This window comes from Epilithonimonas mollis, from assembly GCF_900142325.1.
GTDB classification, from domain to species: Bacteria; Bacteroidota; Bacteroidia; order Flavobacteriales; family Weeksellaceae; genus Epilithonimonas; species Epilithonimonas mollis.
Genome location: NZ_FRAM01000001.1, coordinates 1,393,657 through 1,413,359, shown reverse-complemented (window position 1 = coordinate 1,413,359; position 19,703 = coordinate 1,393,657). Strand labels below are relative to the sequence as shown.

Genomic DNA, 19,703 nt, shown 5'->3' with positions numbered 1-19,703 from the left:
ATTGTTAAAATATAATGAAAATGTAATTTTCAGGACTCAAAATTTAAAAATGAAATATATCTTTAGCCATATTGTAGGCACTTTCAAAATGAAGTAGATTCTGCTGGATATCTATTTTCTCTGACTGCATAAAGGTGAATACTTTTTCCGTAGGCATATTCCCAACAAGATCATCTTTCGCCATCGGGCAGCCACCAATTCCTTTTATGGCACTGTCAAATCTCCTGCAGCCTTCGTCGTAAGCCGCTTTCAGTTTGATATAAGAGTCTTCGTATCGGTTGTGAAAATGCGCCCCGAAATTAATATTGGGATATTTCGCAGGAATTTTATTAAATAAAAGCGAAATTCTTTCCACATCTCCAACACCGGTTGTATCGGACAAAAGAACATCTTTGATTCCAATTTCCTCAAAACGTTTTGACCAAAAATCGACATCTTCCCATTTCCAGCTTTCGCCGTAAGGATTTCCAAAGGCCATCGAGAAATAGAGATTCAGTTGTCTGCCTTCAGATTTAGTAAGTTCTAATATATTTACTACTTCTGTGAAAGCTTCTTCTCTGCTTTTATTGGTATTTCTATGTTGGAATGTTTCTGATATTGAAAAAGGAAATCCCAGGATATCAATTTGCTCATGACTCAAAGCCTTTTCAGCGCCGCGAAGATTGGCAACAACCACAGACAGTTTTGTGTTAGAAAGCGATTTGTCAATTTCGTCCACCACAATTCCGGAATCCGCCATTTGAGGCATTGTTTTCGGGTTTACAAAGCTTCCACAATCCAGAACATCAAAACGCACTTCCATCAATCGGTTGATGTAATCTATTTTCTGTTGCGTGGGAATCATTTCTCCCCACCCTTGCATGGCATCGCGCGGACATTCGGTTAAGAACATTTGTATCTTTTATTTTAAAATTTGGGCAGCTATATCCGCCTTCCGTTCCCGCTTTTTTCTTTTTTTTATATAAAAAAAGAAAAAGAGCTCCACTCAAGTCGGGCTGCTGCAATTCGACGTTCCGATAACATTCATCGGCGCTCGCTTCGCTCGCGCACAATCAGTATCAGATGTTGAAGAAACAACATTTATCAATCATTAGATATTATTTGTTGTTCACTCCATAAATATATAACTTTGCGGAGATATAGCAAATTATATGGAAAACATCCAATTAGACGGCATTTGGAGAGAAAAACTCCTTAACAGATTCATCACATACATCAAGATATTTTCAACCAGCGACGCAGAAAGTGAGACTACACCATCAACAGAAAGGCAATGGGATATCGCTAATTATTTGTATAAAGAGTTACAGGATTTAGGATTAGAAGATGTGAGCATTGACGAAAAGGGGTATGTTTTTGGATTCATTCCTTCCAATAAAGAAGAAAAAGTTCCCCAGATTGGATTTATTGCCCATTATGATTCGTCGCCGGATTTCAATGGCGAAAATGTGAATCCGCAGATTTGGGAAAACTATAACGGTGAAGATTTGTTGCTGAATAAAGAAACAGGATTTACTTTGTCATCAGCTAAATTTGAAGCTTTAAAAAAATATATCGGGCAAACCATTATCACCACAGACGGAACAACATTGCTGAGCGCGGATGATAAAGCCGGTATTGCAGAGATTGTTACTGCTGCAGAATTTCTTTTAGCTAATCCTCAGGTTAAGCACGGCAGAATTTCGATCGGATTCAATCCGGATGAAGAAATTGGAAGAGGTGCACATCATTTTGATGTAAAAAAATTCGGGGCAGAATGGGCATATACAATGGACGGAGGAGAAATTGGCGAATTGGAGTATGAGAACTTCAATGCAGCCGGTGCTGTTGTGAAAATCCACGGATTGTCTGTTCATCCCGGTTACTCATTCGGAAAAATGCTGAACGCCGGATTGGTAGCATCAGAATTCATCAATTCACTGCCAGCCAATGAAACGCCTGCAACAACAAAAGGTTTTGAAGGGTTTTTCCATTTGACAGATTTTGAAGGTGATGTTTCCGAAGCTAAACTTCAATACATCATCCGTGATCATGATGACCAGAAATTTGAAGACAGAAAGAAACTGATTGCTGAAAAAGTTGAGGAAATCAATAAAAAATATGGTGCAAAAACTGCTGAGATTGAAATCAAGCAGCAATATCTCAATATGAAAAAGCAATTCGATGGTAAAATGCACATTGTTGATATTGCTGAGCAGGCCATGAAAAATTCCGGGATTGAACCAAAAATCAAGGCTATCAGAGGCGGAACTGACGGTGCGCAGCTTTCTTATATGGGATTGCCTTGCCCGAATATCTTTGCCGGTGGACACAATTTCCACGGGCCTTATGAATTTGTACCTTTGGAAAGTATGATGGCGGCAGTTAAAGTTATCGTAAATATTGCTCAATCTGTAAAATAACAACTAAAAATTTCTGAATGACAATCAAAGAAAATCAACAGGAACTGATAGAAGAATTCGCCTTTCTGGATGATTGGGAACAGAAATACGAATATATCATAGACCTTGGAAAAGAGCTTAAAGGTCTTCCTGAAGAAAAGAAGACAGACGAAAATCTAATCAGAGGCTGCCAGTCCAAGGTTTGGCTTGATGCAGAATTCAGAGACGGGAAACTCTATTTCAATGCAGATTCTGACGGGATTTTACCAAAAGGCATAGTTTCGCTGTTAGTAAGGATTTATAGTGGGCATTCGACTAAAGAAATTCTTGATTCTGATTTTAATTTTATTTCGGAGATAGGATTGCAGGAGTTTTTGTCTCCGTCCAGAGCGAATGGCTTGATGGCGATGACCAAGCAAATTAAATTTTACGCAGTTGCATTTCAACTAAAGAAGTAGGTGAAAAGAATTTTGGCATATCGTTTTTCAGCTTTCGGAGATGTAGCAATGACAGTTCCTGTCTGCGTTGAGTTTCTGGAGCAGAATCCTGATATTGAAATTGTATTCGTCAGCAGGGACAATTTCAAAGACCTCTTTGACAAACATCCGAGATTGAAATTTCACGGCGTTAGCTTTGATGATTACAAAGGGGTTTTCGGTATCAGAAAGCTAACGAAGCAACTGATCCGGCAGTTTGATCCTGATTATATTGCAGATCTTCATGATGTTATCAGAACGAAGATGGTTAATTCCATTTTCATCAGGCATGGTTATAAAGTGTATCAGATCGACAAAGGGAAAGATGAAAAAGAAAGGCTGACTGATGTCTGGAACCTGGAAAAATTTCAATTAAAAAGAACAGTAGAACGCTACGCTGATGTTTTTAGGAGAATGGGTTTTGATGTCAGATTGTCTCACCAGCTCAGAGTCCAGTCTGATAATAAAAAAGATATTGGCTTTGCACCTTTTGCCCAGCATAAAGGAAAAATGATGCCGGAAGAAAAATCTTTTGAACTGGCCAGAATCCTGGCAAAATCACATAAAGTGTATTTTTTTGGAGGCGGAAAAGAAGAAAACGAAATTCTTACAAATTGGGAAAAACAAATTCCGAATACCCATAGTCTGTCCGGGAAATTGTCTCTGAAAGAAGAATTACAGAAAATATCCGACCTGAAACTGATGATCTCAATGGATTCTGCCAATATGCATCTGGCAAGCCTGATGGGAACGAGATGCATTTCCGTGTGGGGATCTACGCATCATTTCGCAGGATTTCTAGGATATGGACAAAGTGAAAATGATATTGTCCAGGTAAAAGACCTTTCCTGCAGACCTTGTTCGGTCTTTGGTGACAAGGAATGTTTCCGTGGTGATTATGCATGTCTGGAAGAGCTGAATATTCAGAAAATCATCGATAAGATATGACGCTGAGCATTTGTATTCCCGTTTATAATTTTGATGTGAATGATCTGGTCAATGATCTTCATTCGCAGATCGTTTCGCAGGGATTGGATGCGGAGATTATACTCATAGATGACGCTTCCCGAAAAGATTTGATTGATAGGAATAAAAGTCTACAGGCTGTTGCTGATCAATTTATCTTTCTTGATAAAAATGTCGGGCGTTCCAAAATCAGGAATCTTTTTTTGAATTATGCAAAATTCGAATATCTTCTTTTTCTGGATTGTGACGGGAAAATCATCAGCAAAGATTTCATAAAAAATTACTTGGAATTCATCCGGGAAAAAAATCCCGATGTCATTTTTGGAGGCAGAAAAGTGAATGAATCCAGGCCAGATCGGGAATTCGGATTGCGTTGGCGGTTTGCAGTGGAAAGAGAAAACCTTCCTGTGAAAATCCGTGTAAAATCTCCATATCTGGATTTCCAGACTAATAATTTCGTTGTACGGAAATCGGTTCTGATTCAGAATCCGTTTAATGAAACCATTAATCAATATGGTTATGAAGATCTCATTTTTGCAAAAGATCTATATCAATCTAAAATTAAAATTGACCATATCGACAACCCAGTTTTTAATAATGATGTGGAAAATAATGCCGTTTTTCTGGATAAGGCCGATCAATCTGCAAAAAGCCTTGCACATCTCATAAAAACAGACAAAGATATCAGGAGAAGCTCCAAAATAAAATTAGCAAAAGCCTATTTTTTTCTCAATAAAACCGGAGGAATATTTATATATAGATTCATTTACAAATTCGCAAAACCTTATTTAGAAAAAAAACTTCTGGGAGGGAATGTTTCTTTGAGAGTGCTGGATCTTTATAAACTTGGGCAGCTTATCGGTTATATGAGTAAGTATTGATGTTGTTATAGCCCATTTCCAATTCCATTCTGATATTTCCGATATTCAGTTTAGTAACTATTTTCAGAATAAGGTATCCGATCAGCATTCCGGAAGTATTAAGGAAAACATCATCGATATCTGCAGTTCCTCTTGCAGTGTATAGCTGCGCCAGTTCTATCATTGATATCCATGAAATAAAAATAAAGAACAAAAGCGGGAGATTATTCAGTCTTTTATGAAGTATTCCCATCCAGCCGTATGGTATGAAAACTAGAATATTCCCAATAATATTCACCATGAACTTCTGAGAGAAAAACTCGTGATAGTTGAGAAAATACTTGATGCTTTGAAATGGATTCAGCTGCAAAAATCCTGATTCGGGATGTCTTCCGCAACCATAGAACATCATGTATAATAAAAAAAATGTGTAAAAGCTTATTAATACTGCATAATATCTTTTCATAGGTTTCCTTTTAGAGGATTAGTAATAAAAAAGAATTTTCTAAATCATAAGTGGATGGTTTTTCAACCTACGAACAGTATCAAAAATCTTTCCTAAAATAAGATATTAAACAATTGATTGTTTTATTTATATAAGTTTAACGATTGTGTTAAATTAAGATTAAAAAATTAAGAAAATTTTAAGAAAAGTGGGCGATACAGGATTCGAACCAGTGACCTCTGCGATGTCAACGCAACGCTCTAAACCAACTGAGCTAATCGCCCTTTATTTTTAGTGGAACAAATATAGAATAAATTTGAAAAATATATAGTTTCAAATGTTAATTTAATTGTCAATTATCTCATTTCTCAACAAAAGCATTTATCTTTACTATTATCTAATAATAGCTATATGAAAAATGTAATTACTTCTTCGGTTTTCATTTTGATATTTCTGACCTCTTTTGTCAAAGCACAAAAAATATCAGATGGAGAAACACTGGATCTGAATGGCCTTTCAGTAACATTCAATGTTTTGAACAAAGAAACGATCTCTGCCGGTGGCAAAAATCTTGACCGTTATAAAGTATCAGCCACACTCACAAATAATTCTCAAAAAAGTTACAATATGAGAATGAGCAATGCGCCGCAGATTGCTACAAATACTGTTTTGGTGGAACTAAATTGCATCAATGCGACCGGTGCGAAACTAACCTCAAAGAAGTTAGATCTTAAACTAAAGGCTCAAACGGTCAATGTGACTTATTGGGCATATACTAAAGATGGAAAGTATGAAAGTACGGTAATGCCGATTATTGCAAGCTATTATCTTGATACCGGTGAATCTGTAAATGATACGGCGATTTTTATTGTTCCGCAAGGTGAAGCTCTGAATGTCACAGCAAGAAAATTGCAGTGAAGGCTAAATGTCTATATTTAGAACCAATACAATTCCCACAGCTACTATAAATACTAATAAAAGCCAGATTATATAGCTTAAAATCGATTTTAAAATCGAATTAAAAACCGTTAATCTGCTGAAAAACTGAATGTTGGTCCATGTGATTAACGAGATGTCGATTACAAAAAGAATATTAATTGAAAATCTTGTGAAATCTGAATTGTGTGCAAAGAAAATGACAGACAAAAAAAGTGTGTGGATAATCAGTCTTTGTGACGCTTTGAAAGATTCAAAAATTATATATTCGGGGAAATTGTAATTATGATCACGGAAAGCAATAAAAGTGCTTAACCCAAAAAGTGGAATGGTAGCAATTATAAACCAGTAATAATGTTCAATAACATAGTTGTAAATTTTGATAGAAGCATTATTATCAGAGGTGATTAGATTGACATCAGTAAGGTGATAAATAAGAGCATATATAGTAGCAAGCACAATAACTAAAGATATAGGTCTGAAATGGCCAACCCTTTTCCCCCTGATATAATCCCTGATAGCATATCCGGGCTTTAAAAATAGCTGCTTAATAGAATAAGTAATCCCTTTGTCATAATGTAAAATTCCATGATGAATGTCTTCCCAGAGAAACATCAGATTGATTCTACCTGTTTTTGCTGCTTGTCCACAATGATTGCAATAATTACCCTCAAAGCGATGTCCACAGTTTTTACATTTTGTCATCAGATTTTATTAATTCTCTCAAAGTTATCAATTTTATATTATCAAATATTGTGGAAGGTTAAAAAAGAATTTTTATAAATAAAAAAATCTCCCAATTTCTTGGAAGATTTTGTGGGTCCTGAGGGATTCGAACCCCCGACCCTCTGGGTGTAAACCAGATGCTCTGAACCAACTGAGCTAAGAACCCGAATTTTTTGAAAAGGTTTCGTTCCTTTTTTGTGGGTCCTGAGGGATTCGAACCCCCGACCCTCTGGGTGTAAACCAGATGCTCTGAACCAACTGAGCTAAGAACCCTCTAATTCTCGTTTAGAGTGGTGCAAATATACAACTTATAACTATATCCACAAATTTTTTTCTAAAAATTCTCCCACCACAAAGTTGCTTCCGCCGATAAAAATCATTTCGTCATTTTTACAGTTCTGTTTTGCAGCAAGATAGCCTTCCTGAACCGAATCGAAAATTTTATAATTTAGTTTCGAATTTTTTAACAAGACTTCATACTCCTTCGGATGTCTTCCTCTGCTAACATTTGGTTTTACAAAATAGTACTGAGCTTCCGAAGGAAGCATTCGAATAACGTCATCAATTTTTTTGTCATTCACAAATCCTAAAATGATATGTTTTGATTGAGAATATTCATTCAATTGCTGGAATACTTCTTCCAATCCGGCTTGGTTATGACCAGTGTCACAAATCGTCAGCGGTTCTTTTGAAAATTCGAACCAGCGGCCGATGAAGCTGGTGTTTTGATGAACGTTTAAAAGTCCGGATTTTAAATTTTTATAACTGATTTCAAAACCCTGCTTTCGCAATTCATCAACCAAGGCTAAAACAACACGGATGTTTTTTTTCTGGTAATTTCCTTTTAAATCAGAAACTAAATTGGTTTTAATTTCTGTGGCATCAATAAAATCAGCATTGACTTCAATTGCTTTTTTCCGGATAATTTCTTTCACAACAGGATTTTCATCTCCAGATATTATCGCTAAATTTTCCTTTACAATTCCCGCTTTTTCTCTGGCAATTTCTTCAATCGTGTTTCCAAGAATATTTTGGTGATCCAGTTGAACATTGGTAATAGCCGAAATCAAAGGTTTGATAATATTGGTTGAGTCCAGTCTTCCGCCCAAACCGACTTCAATAATGGCCACGTCAACTTTTTGCTGATAAAAGTATTCGAAAGCCATTATGGTTGTAAATTCAAAAAAAGAAGGGCGGATTTCTGAAGGTAAGTGTTTCAGCTTCTTAATAAAATCATACACAAAATCCTTGTCACAATTATTTCCATCCACTTTGATTCTTTCTGTGAAATCAATCAGATGCGGCGAATTGTAAAGTCCAACTTTATAACCAGATTCCTGCAGAACTGAAGCCAGCATGTTACTTGTTGATCCTTTTCCGTTGGTTCCGCCGATATGGATTGTTTTAATTTTATCCTGTGGATTACCAAAAAAATCACAAAGTTTTCTGATGTTGCCAAGTCCCGGTTTATAAGCTTTTTGCCCATCGGTCTGATAATTTGGCATCTGTATAAAAAGCCAATCCACAGCTTCCTGATAATCTTTTGAAATCATATTATAAATGAAAAAACAAATTTAAAATAAGAAATGTAAAATAGTGATTAATTTTTTGGATCCTTGGTTTTTAAGCTAAAATATCAAACTTCGATAAAGCTGCGCCCCTGATGGAACGGCATGTTTGAGCTCTTTTTGTTTTGAATGGATTGCGCTTTGGAAAAATAAAAAAGCGAGTAGTGACAGCCCGAATTTGGCGCCTAAATTAAAAATTAATCGTGTAAATGCCCTGCGACATGTTCTGGGATTTTTTAGCTTTTATATATTGCTTTATCCAGATTACCGCAGTTGTGATATTGCACGCATCTTTGATTCCGCTGCTTCGCCCTGCATTGGTAACATTTCCTGCTTTATCGATGGTAATGAACATTACCAGCTGACCTTTGGTTTTACAATTGTGAGGAGGTAATTTCCCGGCTTTTCCCATTGTTCCTGGAACAAAACCCGTAAGAACTCTGTCTTTCCCGATTTTGGTGATTTTTTCTTCTTTAGAATCCGCTGTTTTTGAGTCTTTTGAGTCTTCTTTTTTGGCTAGATTTTTATTTTTGTCGGCTGATGTTTTCTCCTCTTTTACAGCTTCTTCTTTTGGCTTTGACTCTGCAATAGAAACCGTGTCTGGAGGCAAAACTTCTATATCCGGAACATAGATGTCCGGTTTTACAACAGAATCTTTTTCTAGCTCTATTTCTGGTTTATGAAATTCTATCTTAACAAATTCTTTTTGTTGAATCGAGTGGTAATAAACCGAATTGAAAGAAAATAAAAGCACAAAAAATAACAGCGCAACCACGCAAAAAGCAATTGGCAACCCGGATAATTTTTTTGTTCTTCTTCGGAATTCCATTATTTAAGAAGGTTTATTGATGATGTCAAGAAACTCATTGGTGTGATACTGGATTTTCATCAGCGTATAATCCACTTTTGACACCAGGATATTATGAAAAATATAAGACAAAAATCCGACGGTAAGCCCAACTGCGGACGGCGCTAATGCTTTGTAAAAGTCAGCAGCTAAAAGGTTTTGAGCCATTACGGTTTCTGTTTTTGATAATGTTCCAAAAGTGGAAGCCAGGATCAGAATACCGCCAAGAAGCCCCAGCATCGGTGCTGCGCCGGAAACAGTTGCCAGAAAATTGATGTTTTTTTCTGCTTTGTTCAGTTCAATCTGTGCGTGGGTTTCCATGGCATTGGCAATTTCCCCTACAGGTCGTCCCAATCTGGAAAGTCCTTTTTCAACACTTCTTGATTCCGGAGAATTATCTCTTTTACAAAAATCGACGGCAGATTGTATTCTTCCGTCATTGAGAAGATCATTTACATTCTTTAAAAGATAAGGATCAACCTGGTTTTCACGGTTGAGAGCCATTAATTTTTGTATAAAAAAAACGATAGCTGCAACGCCCAGAAATAGCAGGACAATAACCAGACAAACACTCAGCAAACTTCCGCCAAATAAGAATTCCCAGATAGAAATGTTTTCCTTTACCATAGTTTGATTTTTATTTTTAATGCAGTTTCAAATTTATGAAATTAGTTGATGATTAACCCGAGAAGAGCTGGAGAAATTCGCAAAAGATGATTATTAATAGGATTTAAAAAATGATCTTATAAGTTCCTTTGGACGAAACATTTGCAGCTTCCGCTTTTACATATTGTTTTACCCAGCTGGTTGCAGTATTCGTGATACACGGATCCGAAATTCCGCTCAGTCGTCTTGCAGAAGTGACTTTTCCTGATTTGTCCACCGTATAAGATATGGTAATGCTGCCGCTGGCAGTACAGTCGTGATTTGGTTGTGCACCGCCTCGTCCCATAGTTCCGGGGATAAAACCGACTAGTTTTCTATCGACACCTATCAGACTTGTTCCGTCTCCATCGCCTCCAAGCGGATCGCCATAATTTCCGGGGCCATTGCCATTGCCTTGCGAGCCGGATTTGGTTCCACGTCCTTTAATCAGATTTCCGATAGCCGCATTTCCGCGGCCGTCGCCAGTTGCATTTTCTTTTTTGATATCACCTTTGACGTTGGTTTTTCCGGATGTGTTTTTTGCTGAATTAGAAACGCTATTCGAATTGGATTTTTCATTTGTTTTTTTTGTGGTAACGGACGGATTTTTGGCTCTGGTTGGTATTGGAACGGTATTTTCCGGAATATCTTTTTCCGCTTTTTCTATGGCGGTTTTTGCCGCTTCGGTGACGATTTCTCGCTCCTCTTTTTTCTCAATTATTGGAGCCGGACTTGCTTGTTCCTCTTTGGGTTCCTCTATACCTTTCCCGTTTCTGTTGTCACCATAATTGATACGCATCTCGGTTAACTCAACAGGGATTATTTTTTCGCTGTTGACAGCTGTGTTTTTCGGCACTTTGATAAATGTTGCGGGTAGGAAGAAAAATACCGAGAAAATAAATATTCCCACCACCAGAGCTTTGGTCAGCGTAAAGTCGTAATGTTTACGAAACTCGTACGCACCATAAGCTTTGTGTCTGTCTTCAAAAACAATATCATCCAGGTCTTGATACATACAATAAGAAATTTTCGTTACAATTAGTTTTATAACGATTCATAAATATAATTATTATTTTTTGGAGATTGTTTAATCGTCTACTTCGATGTCATCCTGACGGAAGTTGCATTTGAGCTTGAAAGGAATCGGAGTGTCCAGGCCGGTATAGAAATCTGTGATTGTTCCTTTCCAGCAGAGCTCCAGCTCGTCCTTTTCGTTTTTTGAAAAGCTCAAATCATTATCGTAAAGAAAAGCTTCATCATCATCAAAAAGGTCGACTTCTGTGTAGGTATCATCATCCGTGTCATCTACCTGGAAATGCTTTCCTTCCAGCTCGGATTCGGATATCGGGAATTCAAAAACATTCAGAGAAAGCTGAGGGAACTTATATTGCAGAGAATCATCGTCCACATGGTCCACAGAATCATCCGTGATGATTTCTACTTCCAGAAAGTTCTGGGCATTGAGATAGACGGATTTGCAATAGGTGTTTCTTATAAAATACTTCAGAGTTTCGTCTGGGTGGTAAATCTTTAATATTCCTTTCATTATAAGGACAATGAATTATTTATAAATTTTAATTGTGCTTAACAAAGATAGAAATTTGATTGAATTTGAAAAATTTTTGTTTGTTATTTTTAATGATTGTTTTGCACGAACAATGTTTTGTTGATATTATATTAATATTATTTGCATATGGTTTCTAAAATATGAATATAATGATGGATATTTAAAATTCTTATCTTTACGATGTTAAAATTTATTCTCAATGAAAGGTTTCTACAAAATTATATTTTTATCCATAATCACTTTTTGTTTCTTTTCCTGCAAAAAAGGAGATTCGCCGATGATGAAAACAACTGTCGGCTCATCCGCTTCAGATCTGGATTCTCTTGCTGCCCGTTATTATGAAGAGTATTTGAAGTTTTATCCCTTGGAAGCCACTTCACAGGGTGATGAACGTTATAATGACCAGCTTCCGAATAATCTGAGTGAGGATTTTATTAAAAAAGAAATTGCATTTTATAATTCGTTCCAGAATCAGCTGAAATCGATTGATTATAACAATCTGGACAATGATCATAAAGTTGTGTACGATGTTCTGGAATATACGCTGATCGATAAACAGGAACGCTATGCCTATCACCCGGAATATATTCCTTTTACTCAGTTCGACGGGTTGCCATTGACCTTTCCTATGTTAGGAAGCGGAACCGGAATTCAGCCTTTTAAAACGGAGAAAGATTATGACAATTGGCTGAAGAGAATAGAGGAATTCCCTGTATGGATGGACTCAGCGATTGAAAACTTCCGTTCGGGCATTAAAAATAATGTGGTTTTACCAAAGGCTTTGGTCGTGAAAATGATTCCGCAAATGAAAGCCGAAGAAATCACGACGACAGATATCGATAAGAATATTTTCTATGGTCCGATAAAAAAAATTCCGAAAGATTTCAAACCTGTCACAGCTAATAAATATGATAAACTTTATCAGGATGCTATCAAGACCAAACTGATTCCTGCTTATCTCAAAATGGCCGAATTCCTTGAAAAAGAATATCTTCCTAAATCCAGAATTACATATGGTTATCATGCTTTACCAAACGGAACTAATATTTACAATTATTATGTTAAAAGCTGGACAACTACAGACAAAACACCGGAAGACATCCATAAAACAGGACTTTCAGAAGTTGGCAGAATCCGTACTGAAATGGAAAAAGTAAAATCTCAGGTTGGCTTCAAAGGCTCGTTGGAAGAATTCCTGAATTACGTAAAAACCGACCCGAAAGCGATGCCTTATAAAACTTCCGTAGAAGTGCTGGCAGGATTCCAGTCCATTCTGGATAAAATCACGCCTAAGCTGAAAACGATGTTTAATGTCATACCAAAAACACCATTCGAAATCCGCCAGACAGAGAAATACCGCGAAGCTAGTGCAAGTGCAGAGTATATCCAGGGAAGTTCGGACGGCAAACGGCCCGGTATTTTCTACACGCCAATTCCCGACCCGAAGAAGTTCAATGTTACATCCGGGATGGAATCACTTTTCCTGCATGAGGCGATTCCGGGGCATCATTATCAGATTTCTTTGCAACAGGAAAACACGAAGCTGCCAAAATTTATGAGATTTGGCTGGATCGGTGCATACGGAGAAGGCTGGGCTTTGTATTGCGAATCACTCGGAACAGAATTCGGTCTTTATAAAGATCCTTATCAGAAAATGGGTTCTCTAAGTGATGAGATGTTGCGCGCTGTTCGTCTGGTTATCGATACAGGAATCCACACAGGACAAATGTCACGCGAAGAAGCTATCAAATATTTTCTGAGCAATGTCGCATATGATGAAGCGGGAGCGACAGCAGAAGTGGAGCGTTATATGGCGTTGCCGGGACAGGCTTTGAGCTACAAAACGGGCGCTATGAAAATCCGCGAGCTGAGAAATAAGTATCAGAAACTGATGGGGGATAAGTTTAATCTCGCAGCTTTCCACGATGAAGTTTTGAGCCAAGGCTGTCTTCCTTTGGAGGTTCTGGAAAGAAAAATGGATCTTTGGGCGAATAGATAAATAAACTATTTTTCAAAAAGCATTTTCGAAATAAAATCCTTTTCCTTGTTGCCTCTCGCTGGAGAATATTCTCGTCCGTAAAAAATAATCTGAAGGTGCAGTTTGTTCCAGACGTTTTCATCCCAAAGGCTTTTTGCGTCTCTTTCGGTTTCTACAACGTTTTTTCCTGATGTCAGTTTCCATTGCGTCATCAGTCTGTGAATGTGCGTGTCAACAGGAAACGCAGGAAAACCAAATCCCTGACTCATCACAACGGAAGCGGTTTTGTGACCAACGCCGGCCAAACCTTCCAATTCTTCATAAGTCTGAGGAACTATGGAATTATATTTCTCAACCAGGGCTTCCGCCATTTTTTTCAGATTTTTCGCTTTGGAATTCGAAAGTCCGATTTCTCTGATCAATTCCTTGATTTCTTCAACATTCAGCTTTGCCATTTTCTCAGGTGTATCAGCAACCGCAAAAAGTTTAGGTGTGATCTGATTCACTTTTTTGTCAGTCGTCTGGGCAGAAAGTGCGACTGCAACCATCAGAGTATAAGCATCTTTGTGATCCAGCGGAATCGGAACTTCCGGATATAATTTTTCTAATTCTTCCTGAACAATCCTGGCTCTTTGTTTTTTTGTCATTTTGAGAGTAAATTTGTCTCAGCAAAAATAGAAATTATGTTGAAGCTTGGTGATTCTTTACCGGAATTTCTTGGGACTAATCAAGACGGGAAAGAAATTAATTCAGAACAATTCAAAGGCAAAAAATTGGTTGTCTTCTTTTATCCGAAAGCCAGTACGCCGGGTTGTACGGCGGAAGCGTGTAATTTGAGAGATAATTATTCGGTTTTGAAAGAGAAAGGTTTTCAATTGCTGGGTGTGAGTGCAGATTCTGTAAAACGTCAAAAAACCTTTACGGATAAATATGAATTGCCATTTGATGTCATTGCAGATGAAAATCACGATGTAATTAACAAATTCGGAGTTTGGCAGTTGAAGAAGTTTATGGGAAGAGAGTTTATGGGAATTGTGAGAACGACTTTTGTTTTTGATGAGAATGGAATTTGCATTCAGGTTATTGATAAAGTGAAAACCAAAGACCACGCGGCTCAGATTTTAGATTAAAATTAAAAAAATCGAATAGCTTTCAGAGATCATAGAACATTTCAATGAGAGGGATAAGCCTTGGTTTTTATAAATTCATCATTTAAAATCCAAAACTTTCTGAAGATGAAAAAGATTATTTTATCAACATTTACTGGGAAGCATCGAAATTGGAATTATGGAATTCTTCAGATTTGACAGCAGGTGCGAAAGATGCTACAATATTTTTTGGAACAAAATACAAAATTGGTGAAAAGCAATCAGAATCATCGTGAATGCAATTGCCTACGAATGGAGATAGCAATTACTTTATCGGAATCCAAATCTCTTCCTCGGCAGAATCATCATTCGGATTATAATCGTTCCAAAAATTTCAAAATGTGGTCTGGTATCAATCTCAAACTGATTTTCCGGAATGAAATTTTGGAAAATGTAACTGAAAATTTCTGGTCCGTTTTCTGCCTTGCCTTTGTAATTGAAGACCAGATATTTTCCACTTTCTAATTCAAACAAGTCAAAATCGTTTGGGACATTGTCGAAATCAGAGACTTCAGCCAAAGCATATTTTGTAAAAGTTTGACTGGGCGTAAAATCTTCAGGATAGATTTGAAGTGAGAATAATTGATGAGAAATTCGGTTGGAGATTTCCTTTCTTCTCATCATAAAAATCTTCCAGACAACCGGAGTTTTGTCATCCTGAAAAGAAGTCGTAATCCTGAATCCGATTAATTTTTTTGATTCAATAAATTCAATGCGATTGGGCAGATGGAATTCAGTTTTCATAATACATCAATTCCTCGTCATCGTTTGGAATGGTAACCATTTTTTGAAACTTCAACCCTAATTTCTCGATTAATTTTTGGGAAGAGTAATTATCTTTTGTTGTAATCGCTGAGATTTTATGGACTCCAAAATCCGAAGCAGCCACTTCTTTCAGTTTGTTGGCTGACTCGTAAGCGAATCCTTTTCCTTCATATTTTTCCAAAAAAGAAAAACCAATATCTAAAACATCAAGACCTTCTCTTTCAAAAATCCCAACAGCGCCAATTTTAGTGTTGTCTTCTTTCAGAATCACAACATAGTTTCCAAAGCCTAGTTTTTCGAATTGAGGAAAAAACCGGTTGTTGATATAATTTTCTGCATCTTCTTTCGTACGGAGATTGCGGTCACCAATATATTTGATAAACGAAGGCATATTATATAACTTGAGAAAAAAATCTGCATCTTTAACTTCTGCAGGTTTCAAAATCAGTCTCTCGGTTTCAAAGCTTTTCATTCATTAAAAATATAAATTTTACGGAACAATCACTGTAAAAATATAAGCGAAAAGATTCACCAGAAGCACAACGCCATATAAGACATTTGTTTTGCCTCTGTTCAGCGAAAGCATCACGGTGTATAACGATAATGCCAGAAGGATCATCGACTTTGTATCCAGTCCCAAAACTAATGGCAGATCAAACATTATGCAGACTACCGCAACACAGGGAATGGTAAGACCGATACTCGCCAAAGCAGAACCTAAAGCCAGATTGAGACTGGTCTGAAAATGATTTTTCCTGGCTGCTTTTATAGCGGCTAAACCCTCCGGAAGTAAAACAACAGCGGCAATAATCACCCCGACAAGTGACTCCGGAGCACCAAAGTTCTCAACGACGGCTTCAATCTTGGGGGAAAGTGCTTTTGCAAGAAAAACAACAACACCGAGGCAAATAATCAGAAATAGTAAACTGGTAAAACTAATGAAATTCGATGGTGGTTCCGCATGTGTGTCTTCATCGTCTTCCGGCAAAAAGTAGTTTCTGTGGCGTACAGTCTGTACCATCAGGAATGTGCCATAGATAACCAGAGAAGCAACGGAGAAGAAAATTAATTGGGAGTTGTTAAAGGAAGGTGTGATCTCGCTGGTGGTATAATTGGGTAATATCAATGTCATGACTACAATGGCGACGAGTCCGATAAGTGCCATATTTCCTGATGATCTTGCAAAAAACTGTTCTTTGAATTTGACACCACCTGCTAAAAGACAGGCACCCAGAATTCCGTTGAGAATCAGCATAATCGCTGCGAAAACAGTATCTCTTGGAAGCGTGGCAGCCTTGCTTCCGCCAGCCATCATCAGTGATACTATAAGACCTACTTCCAGAACTGTGATGGCAATTGCGAGGATGATGGTTCCGAATGGCTCGCCGACTTTGTGCGCAACAACCTCGGCATGATGGACAGCAGAGAGAACTGCCGAAATCAAAAGAATAGCTCCTAATGCAGCCAGTAAAGAACTCTCATCTGTGACGCCAAGAAGGTAATAAATCAGGGATAGAATAGGAAAAATATAAGACCAATGAAATAATGCTTTTAAATTCATAAAAAATGATTTCTCTAATTTACAAAAAAAATACTAAAATTTTGCTTGTTGTAACCACAACAAAAAAGCCACCAAAATACTTTCTTAAACCAGTTTAAGTTTTTTGAATTCTAGTAATCCGAATTTTGTTAAATAATAAAAAACAATTTTTATGAGTACACGATTTAATTTGGCAAAAACGGATGCCGCAGCATACAAAGCAATGCTGGGTTTGGTAAATTACCTACAGAACATTTCGCTAAGTCACACTTGGCAGGAGCTCATTAAAATCAGAGCTTCGCAAATCAACGGATGTGCGCATTGTCTGGACTTGCATACAAGAGATGCAGTAAAATTGGGCGAAACACCACAAAGGATCTACCTTCTCAATGCCTGGAGAGAGGCGCTGGAACTTTATTCTGTGGAGGAGCAAATCATATTGAAAATGACTGAGGAGATTACTTTAATAAACAAAAACGGATTGTCGGAAGAAATCTATAACAAGGCGAAACAAGTTTTTACCGAGCAACAAATTGCCGAAATAATAATGACCATCGTTATCATTAACTCTTACAACAGAATCGGAATCAGTACGCTGACGCCTATTTCCAGGAATTAAAAAAAGCCACCAATATTTTGGTGGCTCTTACGCTTTTGTGATAAATTATTTTACAAGTGTCAGCTCGCTGATGAGTCTTGTTGCACCAGCATATTTGTCGATAATCCAAAGAACGTAACGAACGTCAACGTTAATCGTTCTCTGCAATTTTGGTTCGAAAACGATATCGCCGCTCAAAGCTTCGCTGTTTCCATCGAAAGCAAGACCAATCAAATGACCGTTTCCATCGATAATTGGTGAACCAGAGTTTCCACCCGTGATATCATTATTAGACAGGAAGTTGATTGGCATAAAACCACCTTTCTTATCCGCATATTGTCCGTAATCTTTTTTCTTGGCAAGATCAAGAACTTTCTGAGGAAGGTCGAATTCTTCGTCGCCTTTTTTGTATTTGGCAACCATACCGTTGATATCTGTATAATAGTTTTCCTTGATGCCTTTGTAGTTTCTATCGGCTCTTTCAGGCAATGTTTCAATTGTTCCGTAAGTTAGTCTCATTGTAGAGTTAGCATCCGGATAGAATTTTTTCTCCGGCTGGGATTTTCTGAGCCCGTCTAAGAATAATCTACTGTTTTTGGCAAAATTCTCATCTACTTTAGAGTATTTTTCCAATCCTAATTTTTGATCTTCAACAATTCCGTTGGCAAATTGTCTCAGTTTATCTGCATCGATTTTCAATCTGTCTGGATTCTCGATGAAAGCTAATGCTGATTTTTTGTTAGCGAAAACAGATTCGTAAGCCATTGTTGAAAGGTTATTCACATCAGCAGCCAAAATCGTTGGGGAAGCGAATTCTTTAGCAACTTTAGTTTTGTAAAGAGAAGCAAGAGAATTTAACATTTCGCCTTCCACATTATCATGGAATCCATCGTATGCCTTCTCAACAGCATCAAGAACTTTTTGTTTCATCGCGGCTTTTCCGGCTTCGTCCTGATCAGCATAGGTTTTGAAAAGGCTTCCCAATTGATAGGCTGTAGCAATGTAATGGGCATTTCTTTGCAAAATAGAAGCGTAGTTCCTCTCTACATTTCTTCCTGATATTTGCTTATAGTAAGCCTGGATATCTGGCAATACTTTGTAATAGGTTTGCTCGTTTGGAGACTGTGCTGCCCATTGATTATACTTTTCTTCAAGTTTTTGTTTTTCAGCAACTGTTCCGTTTTTCTTAACTGCATCAATAGTTCCAGCCCTGTTTTTCCAGTAGTTTGCAACGCTGGCATACTGAGAAGCATAGTCTAGCTGAGTGGCTTTGTCCTTATCCATGTATTTTTTTAGAACATCCATGGTTACTTTTGAAGCTTCTACCCAAGCCGGATAATCTTTATCCACCATTTGCTCGATTCCGTAAGAAGTCAGATAACGGTTTGTTCTTCCAGGGTAACCAAGGATCATTGTGAAATCTCCTGGCTTATAACCTTTTAGAGAAACAGGTAAGAAGTGTTTTGGTTTCAGAGGTTTGTTTGCCTCGGAATATTCAGCTGGATTTCCATTGGCATCTCCATAAACACGGAAAACCGTGAAATCAGCGGTATGTCTAGGCCATTCCCAGTTGTCTGTATCTCCACCGAATTTTCCTAAAGATGAAGGCGGTGCTCCAACCAAACGGATGTCTTTATAATCCTGATAAACAAAGTAATAGAATTCGTTCCCATTAAAAAAATCTCTTACGACAACAGTATATTTTCCATTCTCTGAGTTTTCTGTCTGGATCGCCTTGTATTCTGCATCGATAACTGTTTTTCTGTCGGCTGCAGACATATTGTTGTTCAGTTTGGAGTTGATTCTCTCAGAAACGTCATCCATTCTTACCAGAAATCTTACATACAAACCTTTAGCATTGAATTCCTCATTAGTTTTCATTGCCCAGAATCCGTTCTTCAGATAATCTTTTTCAGGCGTTGAAGCTGCCGCAACAGCATCGTAACCACAATGGTGATTGGTAAAAATCAAACCTTGGTTAGAAACGATCTCACCGGTACAGAAACCACCAAAACTTACGATGGCATCTTTCAAACTGGAGTTGTTTACAGAATAAATTTCTTCCGGCGTGAGGTGCAGACCTTCTTTCTGCATATCCACTCCGTTCAGACGTTTTACGAGCATAAGAAGCCACATCCCTTCGTCAGCTCTCATTTGTGCATAGCCCAGAATCAGGGTCAATGCTAAAAATATTTTTTTCATTGAGAATATTATTTTGCTGGCTAATTTAATGATTATTTTACATCTAATGGTATGA

Annotated in this window: 21 protein-coding genes and 3 tRNA genes; 8 read left to right on the top strand and 16 right to left on the bottom strand. The window is 37.5% G+C overall.

The genetic code is table 11. The features are described from left to right. Positions 1-43: 43 nt before the first annotated feature. Entirely contained in the window at positions 44-892 is an 849-nt protein-coding gene (locus BUA97_RS06380) for a beta/alpha barrel domain-containing protein (RefSeq protein ID WP_072996962.1), read from the bottom strand. A 259-nt stretch (positions 893-1,151) separates the two neighbouring features. Here BUA97_RS06380 and pepT point away from each other — a divergent pair, with 259 nt between their 5' ends. The 4 genes from pepT to BUA97_RS06360 are packed head-to-tail and all read left to right on the top strand — an operon-like array spanning position 1,152 to position 4,704. Next, positions 1,152-2,402: a peptidase T gene (gene pepT, locus BUA97_RS06375; protein ID WP_072996961.1), complete on the top strand. Its 1,251-nt coding sequence runs from the start codon at positions 1,152-1,154 to the stop codon at positions 2,400-2,402. Between the two features lie 17 nt (positions 2,403-2,419). Further along, complete coding sequence (locus BUA97_RS06370) at positions 2,420-2,839, top strand: SufE family protein (protein ID WP_072996960.1); 420 nt, start codon at positions 2,420-2,422, stop codon at positions 2,837-2,839. Continuing rightward, the gene (locus tag BUA97_RS06365; protein ID WP_245795820.1) at positions 2,840-3,805 is read left to right on the top strand and encodes a glycosyltransferase family 9 protein; all 966 of its coding nucleotides are present in this window, start codon (positions 2,840-2,842) and stop codon (positions 3,803-3,805) included. Further along, complete coding sequence (locus tag BUA97_RS06360) at positions 3,802-4,704, top strand: glycosyltransferase family 2 protein (RefSeq protein ID WP_072996959.1); 903 nt, start codon at positions 3,802-3,804, stop codon at positions 4,702-4,704. Before BUA97_RS06365 ends, BUA97_RS06360 begins: the two co-directional genes overlap by 4 nt. On the opposite strand, the gene BUA97_RS06355 is transcribed toward BUA97_RS06360, so the two are convergent. Both BUA97_RS06355 and BUA97_RS06350 read right to left on the bottom strand, forming a co-directional pair. Next, a complete protein-coding gene (locus tag BUA97_RS06355) occupies positions 4,679-5,149 on the bottom strand; it encodes a VanZ family protein (RefSeq protein ID WP_084081266.1) in 471 nt (156 codons plus the stop codon). The two genes, BUA97_RS06360 and BUA97_RS06355, sit on opposite strands and share 26 nt — an antisense overlap. A 188-nt stretch (positions 5,150-5,337) precedes the next feature. Then, positions 5,338-5,412 (bottom strand) — tRNA-Val (locus BUA97_RS06350). 127 nt (positions 5,413-5,539) lie between these two features. On the opposite strand from BUA97_RS06350, the gene BUA97_RS06345 reads away from it, so the two are divergent. Beyond that, complete coding sequence (locus BUA97_RS06345) at positions 5,540-6,046, top strand: hypothetical protein (RefSeq protein WP_072996957.1); 507 nt, start codon at positions 5,540-5,542, stop codon at positions 6,044-6,046. A gap of 3 nt (positions 6,047-6,049) precedes the next feature. Here BUA97_RS06345 and BUA97_RS06340 read toward each other — a convergent pair whose 3' ends face one another. From BUA97_RS06340 to BUA97_RS06305, 8 genes are all read right to left on the bottom strand, one after another. Beyond that, positions 6,050-6,769 (bottom strand): DUF3667 domain-containing protein, encoded by a 720-nt coding sequence (locus BUA97_RS06340; RefSeq protein ID WP_072996956.1) that lies wholly within the window; start codon positions 6,767-6,769, stop codon positions 6,050-6,052. A gap of 112 nt (positions 6,770-6,881) precedes the next feature. Beyond that, a tRNA-Val gene (locus BUA97_RS06335) sits at positions 6,882-6,956 on the bottom strand. Positions 6,957-6,988: 32 nt separating this feature from the next. Next, positions 6,989-7,063, bottom strand: a tRNA-Val gene (locus tag BUA97_RS06330). A gap of 41 nt (positions 7,064-7,104) precedes the next feature. Continuing rightward, positions 7,105-8,343, bottom strand: coding sequence for a bifunctional folylpolyglutamate synthase/dihydrofolate synthase (locus tag BUA97_RS06325; RefSeq protein ID WP_072996955.1), 1,239 nt, complete (start codon positions 8,341-8,343; stop codon positions 7,105-7,107). 205 nt (positions 8,344-8,548) lie between these two features. Further along, on the bottom strand, positions 8,549-9,187 hold the full coding sequence (locus BUA97_RS06320; RefSeq protein ID WP_072996954.1) for a hypothetical protein: 639 nt from the start codon (positions 9,185-9,187) through the stop codon (positions 8,549-8,551). A 3-nt stretch (positions 9,188-9,190) separates the two neighbouring features. After that, positions 9,191-9,832: a MotA/TolQ/ExbB proton channel family protein gene (locus BUA97_RS06315; RefSeq protein WP_072996953.1), complete on the bottom strand. Its 642-nt coding sequence runs from the start codon at positions 9,830-9,832 to the stop codon at positions 9,191-9,193. 103 nt (positions 9,833-9,935) lie between these two features. Next, a complete protein-coding gene (locus BUA97_RS06310) occupies positions 9,936-10,865 on the bottom strand; it encodes a ferric siderophore ABC transporter substrate-binding protein (RefSeq protein WP_245795818.1) in 930 nt (309 codons plus the stop codon). A gap of 72 nt (positions 10,866-10,937) precedes the next feature. Continuing rightward, positions 10,938-11,396, bottom strand: coding sequence for a hypothetical protein (locus tag BUA97_RS06305; protein ID WP_072996952.1), 459 nt, complete (start codon positions 11,394-11,396; stop codon positions 10,938-10,940). A gap of 220 nt (positions 11,397-11,616) precedes the next feature. On the opposite strand from BUA97_RS06305, the gene BUA97_RS06300 reads away from it, so the two are divergent. After that, positions 11,617-13,416, top strand: coding sequence for a DUF885 domain-containing protein (locus BUA97_RS06300; protein WP_072996951.1), 1,800 nt, complete (start codon positions 11,617-11,619; stop codon positions 13,414-13,416). A gap of 5 nt (positions 13,417-13,421) precedes the next feature. On the opposite strand, the gene BUA97_RS06295 is transcribed toward BUA97_RS06300, so the two are convergent. Beyond that, entirely contained in the window at positions 13,422-14,042 is a 621-nt protein-coding gene (locus tag BUA97_RS06295; RefSeq protein WP_072996950.1) for an endonuclease III domain-containing protein, read from the bottom strand. A 36-nt stretch (positions 14,043-14,078) separates the two neighbouring features. Between BUA97_RS06295 and bcp the strand changes: the two genes are divergently transcribed. Next, positions 14,079-14,525: a thioredoxin-dependent thiol peroxidase gene (gene bcp, locus BUA97_RS06290; protein WP_072996949.1), complete on the top strand. Its 447-nt coding sequence runs from the start codon at positions 14,079-14,081 to the stop codon at positions 14,523-14,525. 288 nt (positions 14,526-14,813) lie between these two features. On the opposite strand, the gene BUA97_RS06285 is transcribed toward bcp, so the two are convergent. The 3 genes from BUA97_RS06285 to BUA97_RS06275 are packed head-to-tail and all read right to left on the bottom strand — an operon-like array spanning position 14,814 to position 16,869. Then, positions 14,814-15,287: a GyrI-like domain-containing protein gene (locus BUA97_RS06285; protein ID WP_084081265.1), complete on the bottom strand. Its 474-nt coding sequence runs from the start codon at positions 15,285-15,287 to the stop codon at positions 14,814-14,816. After that, on the bottom strand, positions 15,277-15,780 hold the full coding sequence (locus tag BUA97_RS06280) for a GNAT family N-acetyltransferase (RefSeq protein WP_072996948.1): 504 nt from the start codon (positions 15,778-15,780) through the stop codon (positions 15,277-15,279). The genes BUA97_RS06285 and BUA97_RS06280 overlap by 11 nt, the downstream gene beginning before the upstream one ends. Before the next feature lie 18 nt (positions 15,781-15,798). Beyond that, positions 15,799-16,869 carry a calcium:proton antiporter gene (locus tag BUA97_RS06275; protein WP_072996947.1) on the bottom strand — a complete coding sequence of 357 codons (1,071 nt, stop codon included), beginning with the start codon at positions 16,867-16,869 and terminating at the stop codon, positions 15,799-15,801. A 151-nt stretch (positions 16,870-17,020) separates the two neighbouring features. Between BUA97_RS06275 and BUA97_RS06270 the strand changes: the two genes are divergently transcribed. Further along, complete coding sequence (locus BUA97_RS06270) at positions 17,021-17,467, top strand: carboxymuconolactone decarboxylase family protein (protein WP_072996946.1); 447 nt, start codon at positions 17,021-17,023, stop codon at positions 17,465-17,467. 45 nt (positions 17,468-17,512) lie between these two features. Here BUA97_RS06270 and BUA97_RS06265 read toward each other — a convergent pair whose 3' ends face one another. Then, on the bottom strand, positions 17,513-19,648 hold the full coding sequence (locus tag BUA97_RS06265; protein ID WP_072996945.1) for a S46 family peptidase: 2,136 nt from the start codon (positions 19,646-19,648) through the stop codon (positions 17,513-17,515). Positions 19,649-19,703 lie beyond the last annotated feature (55 nt).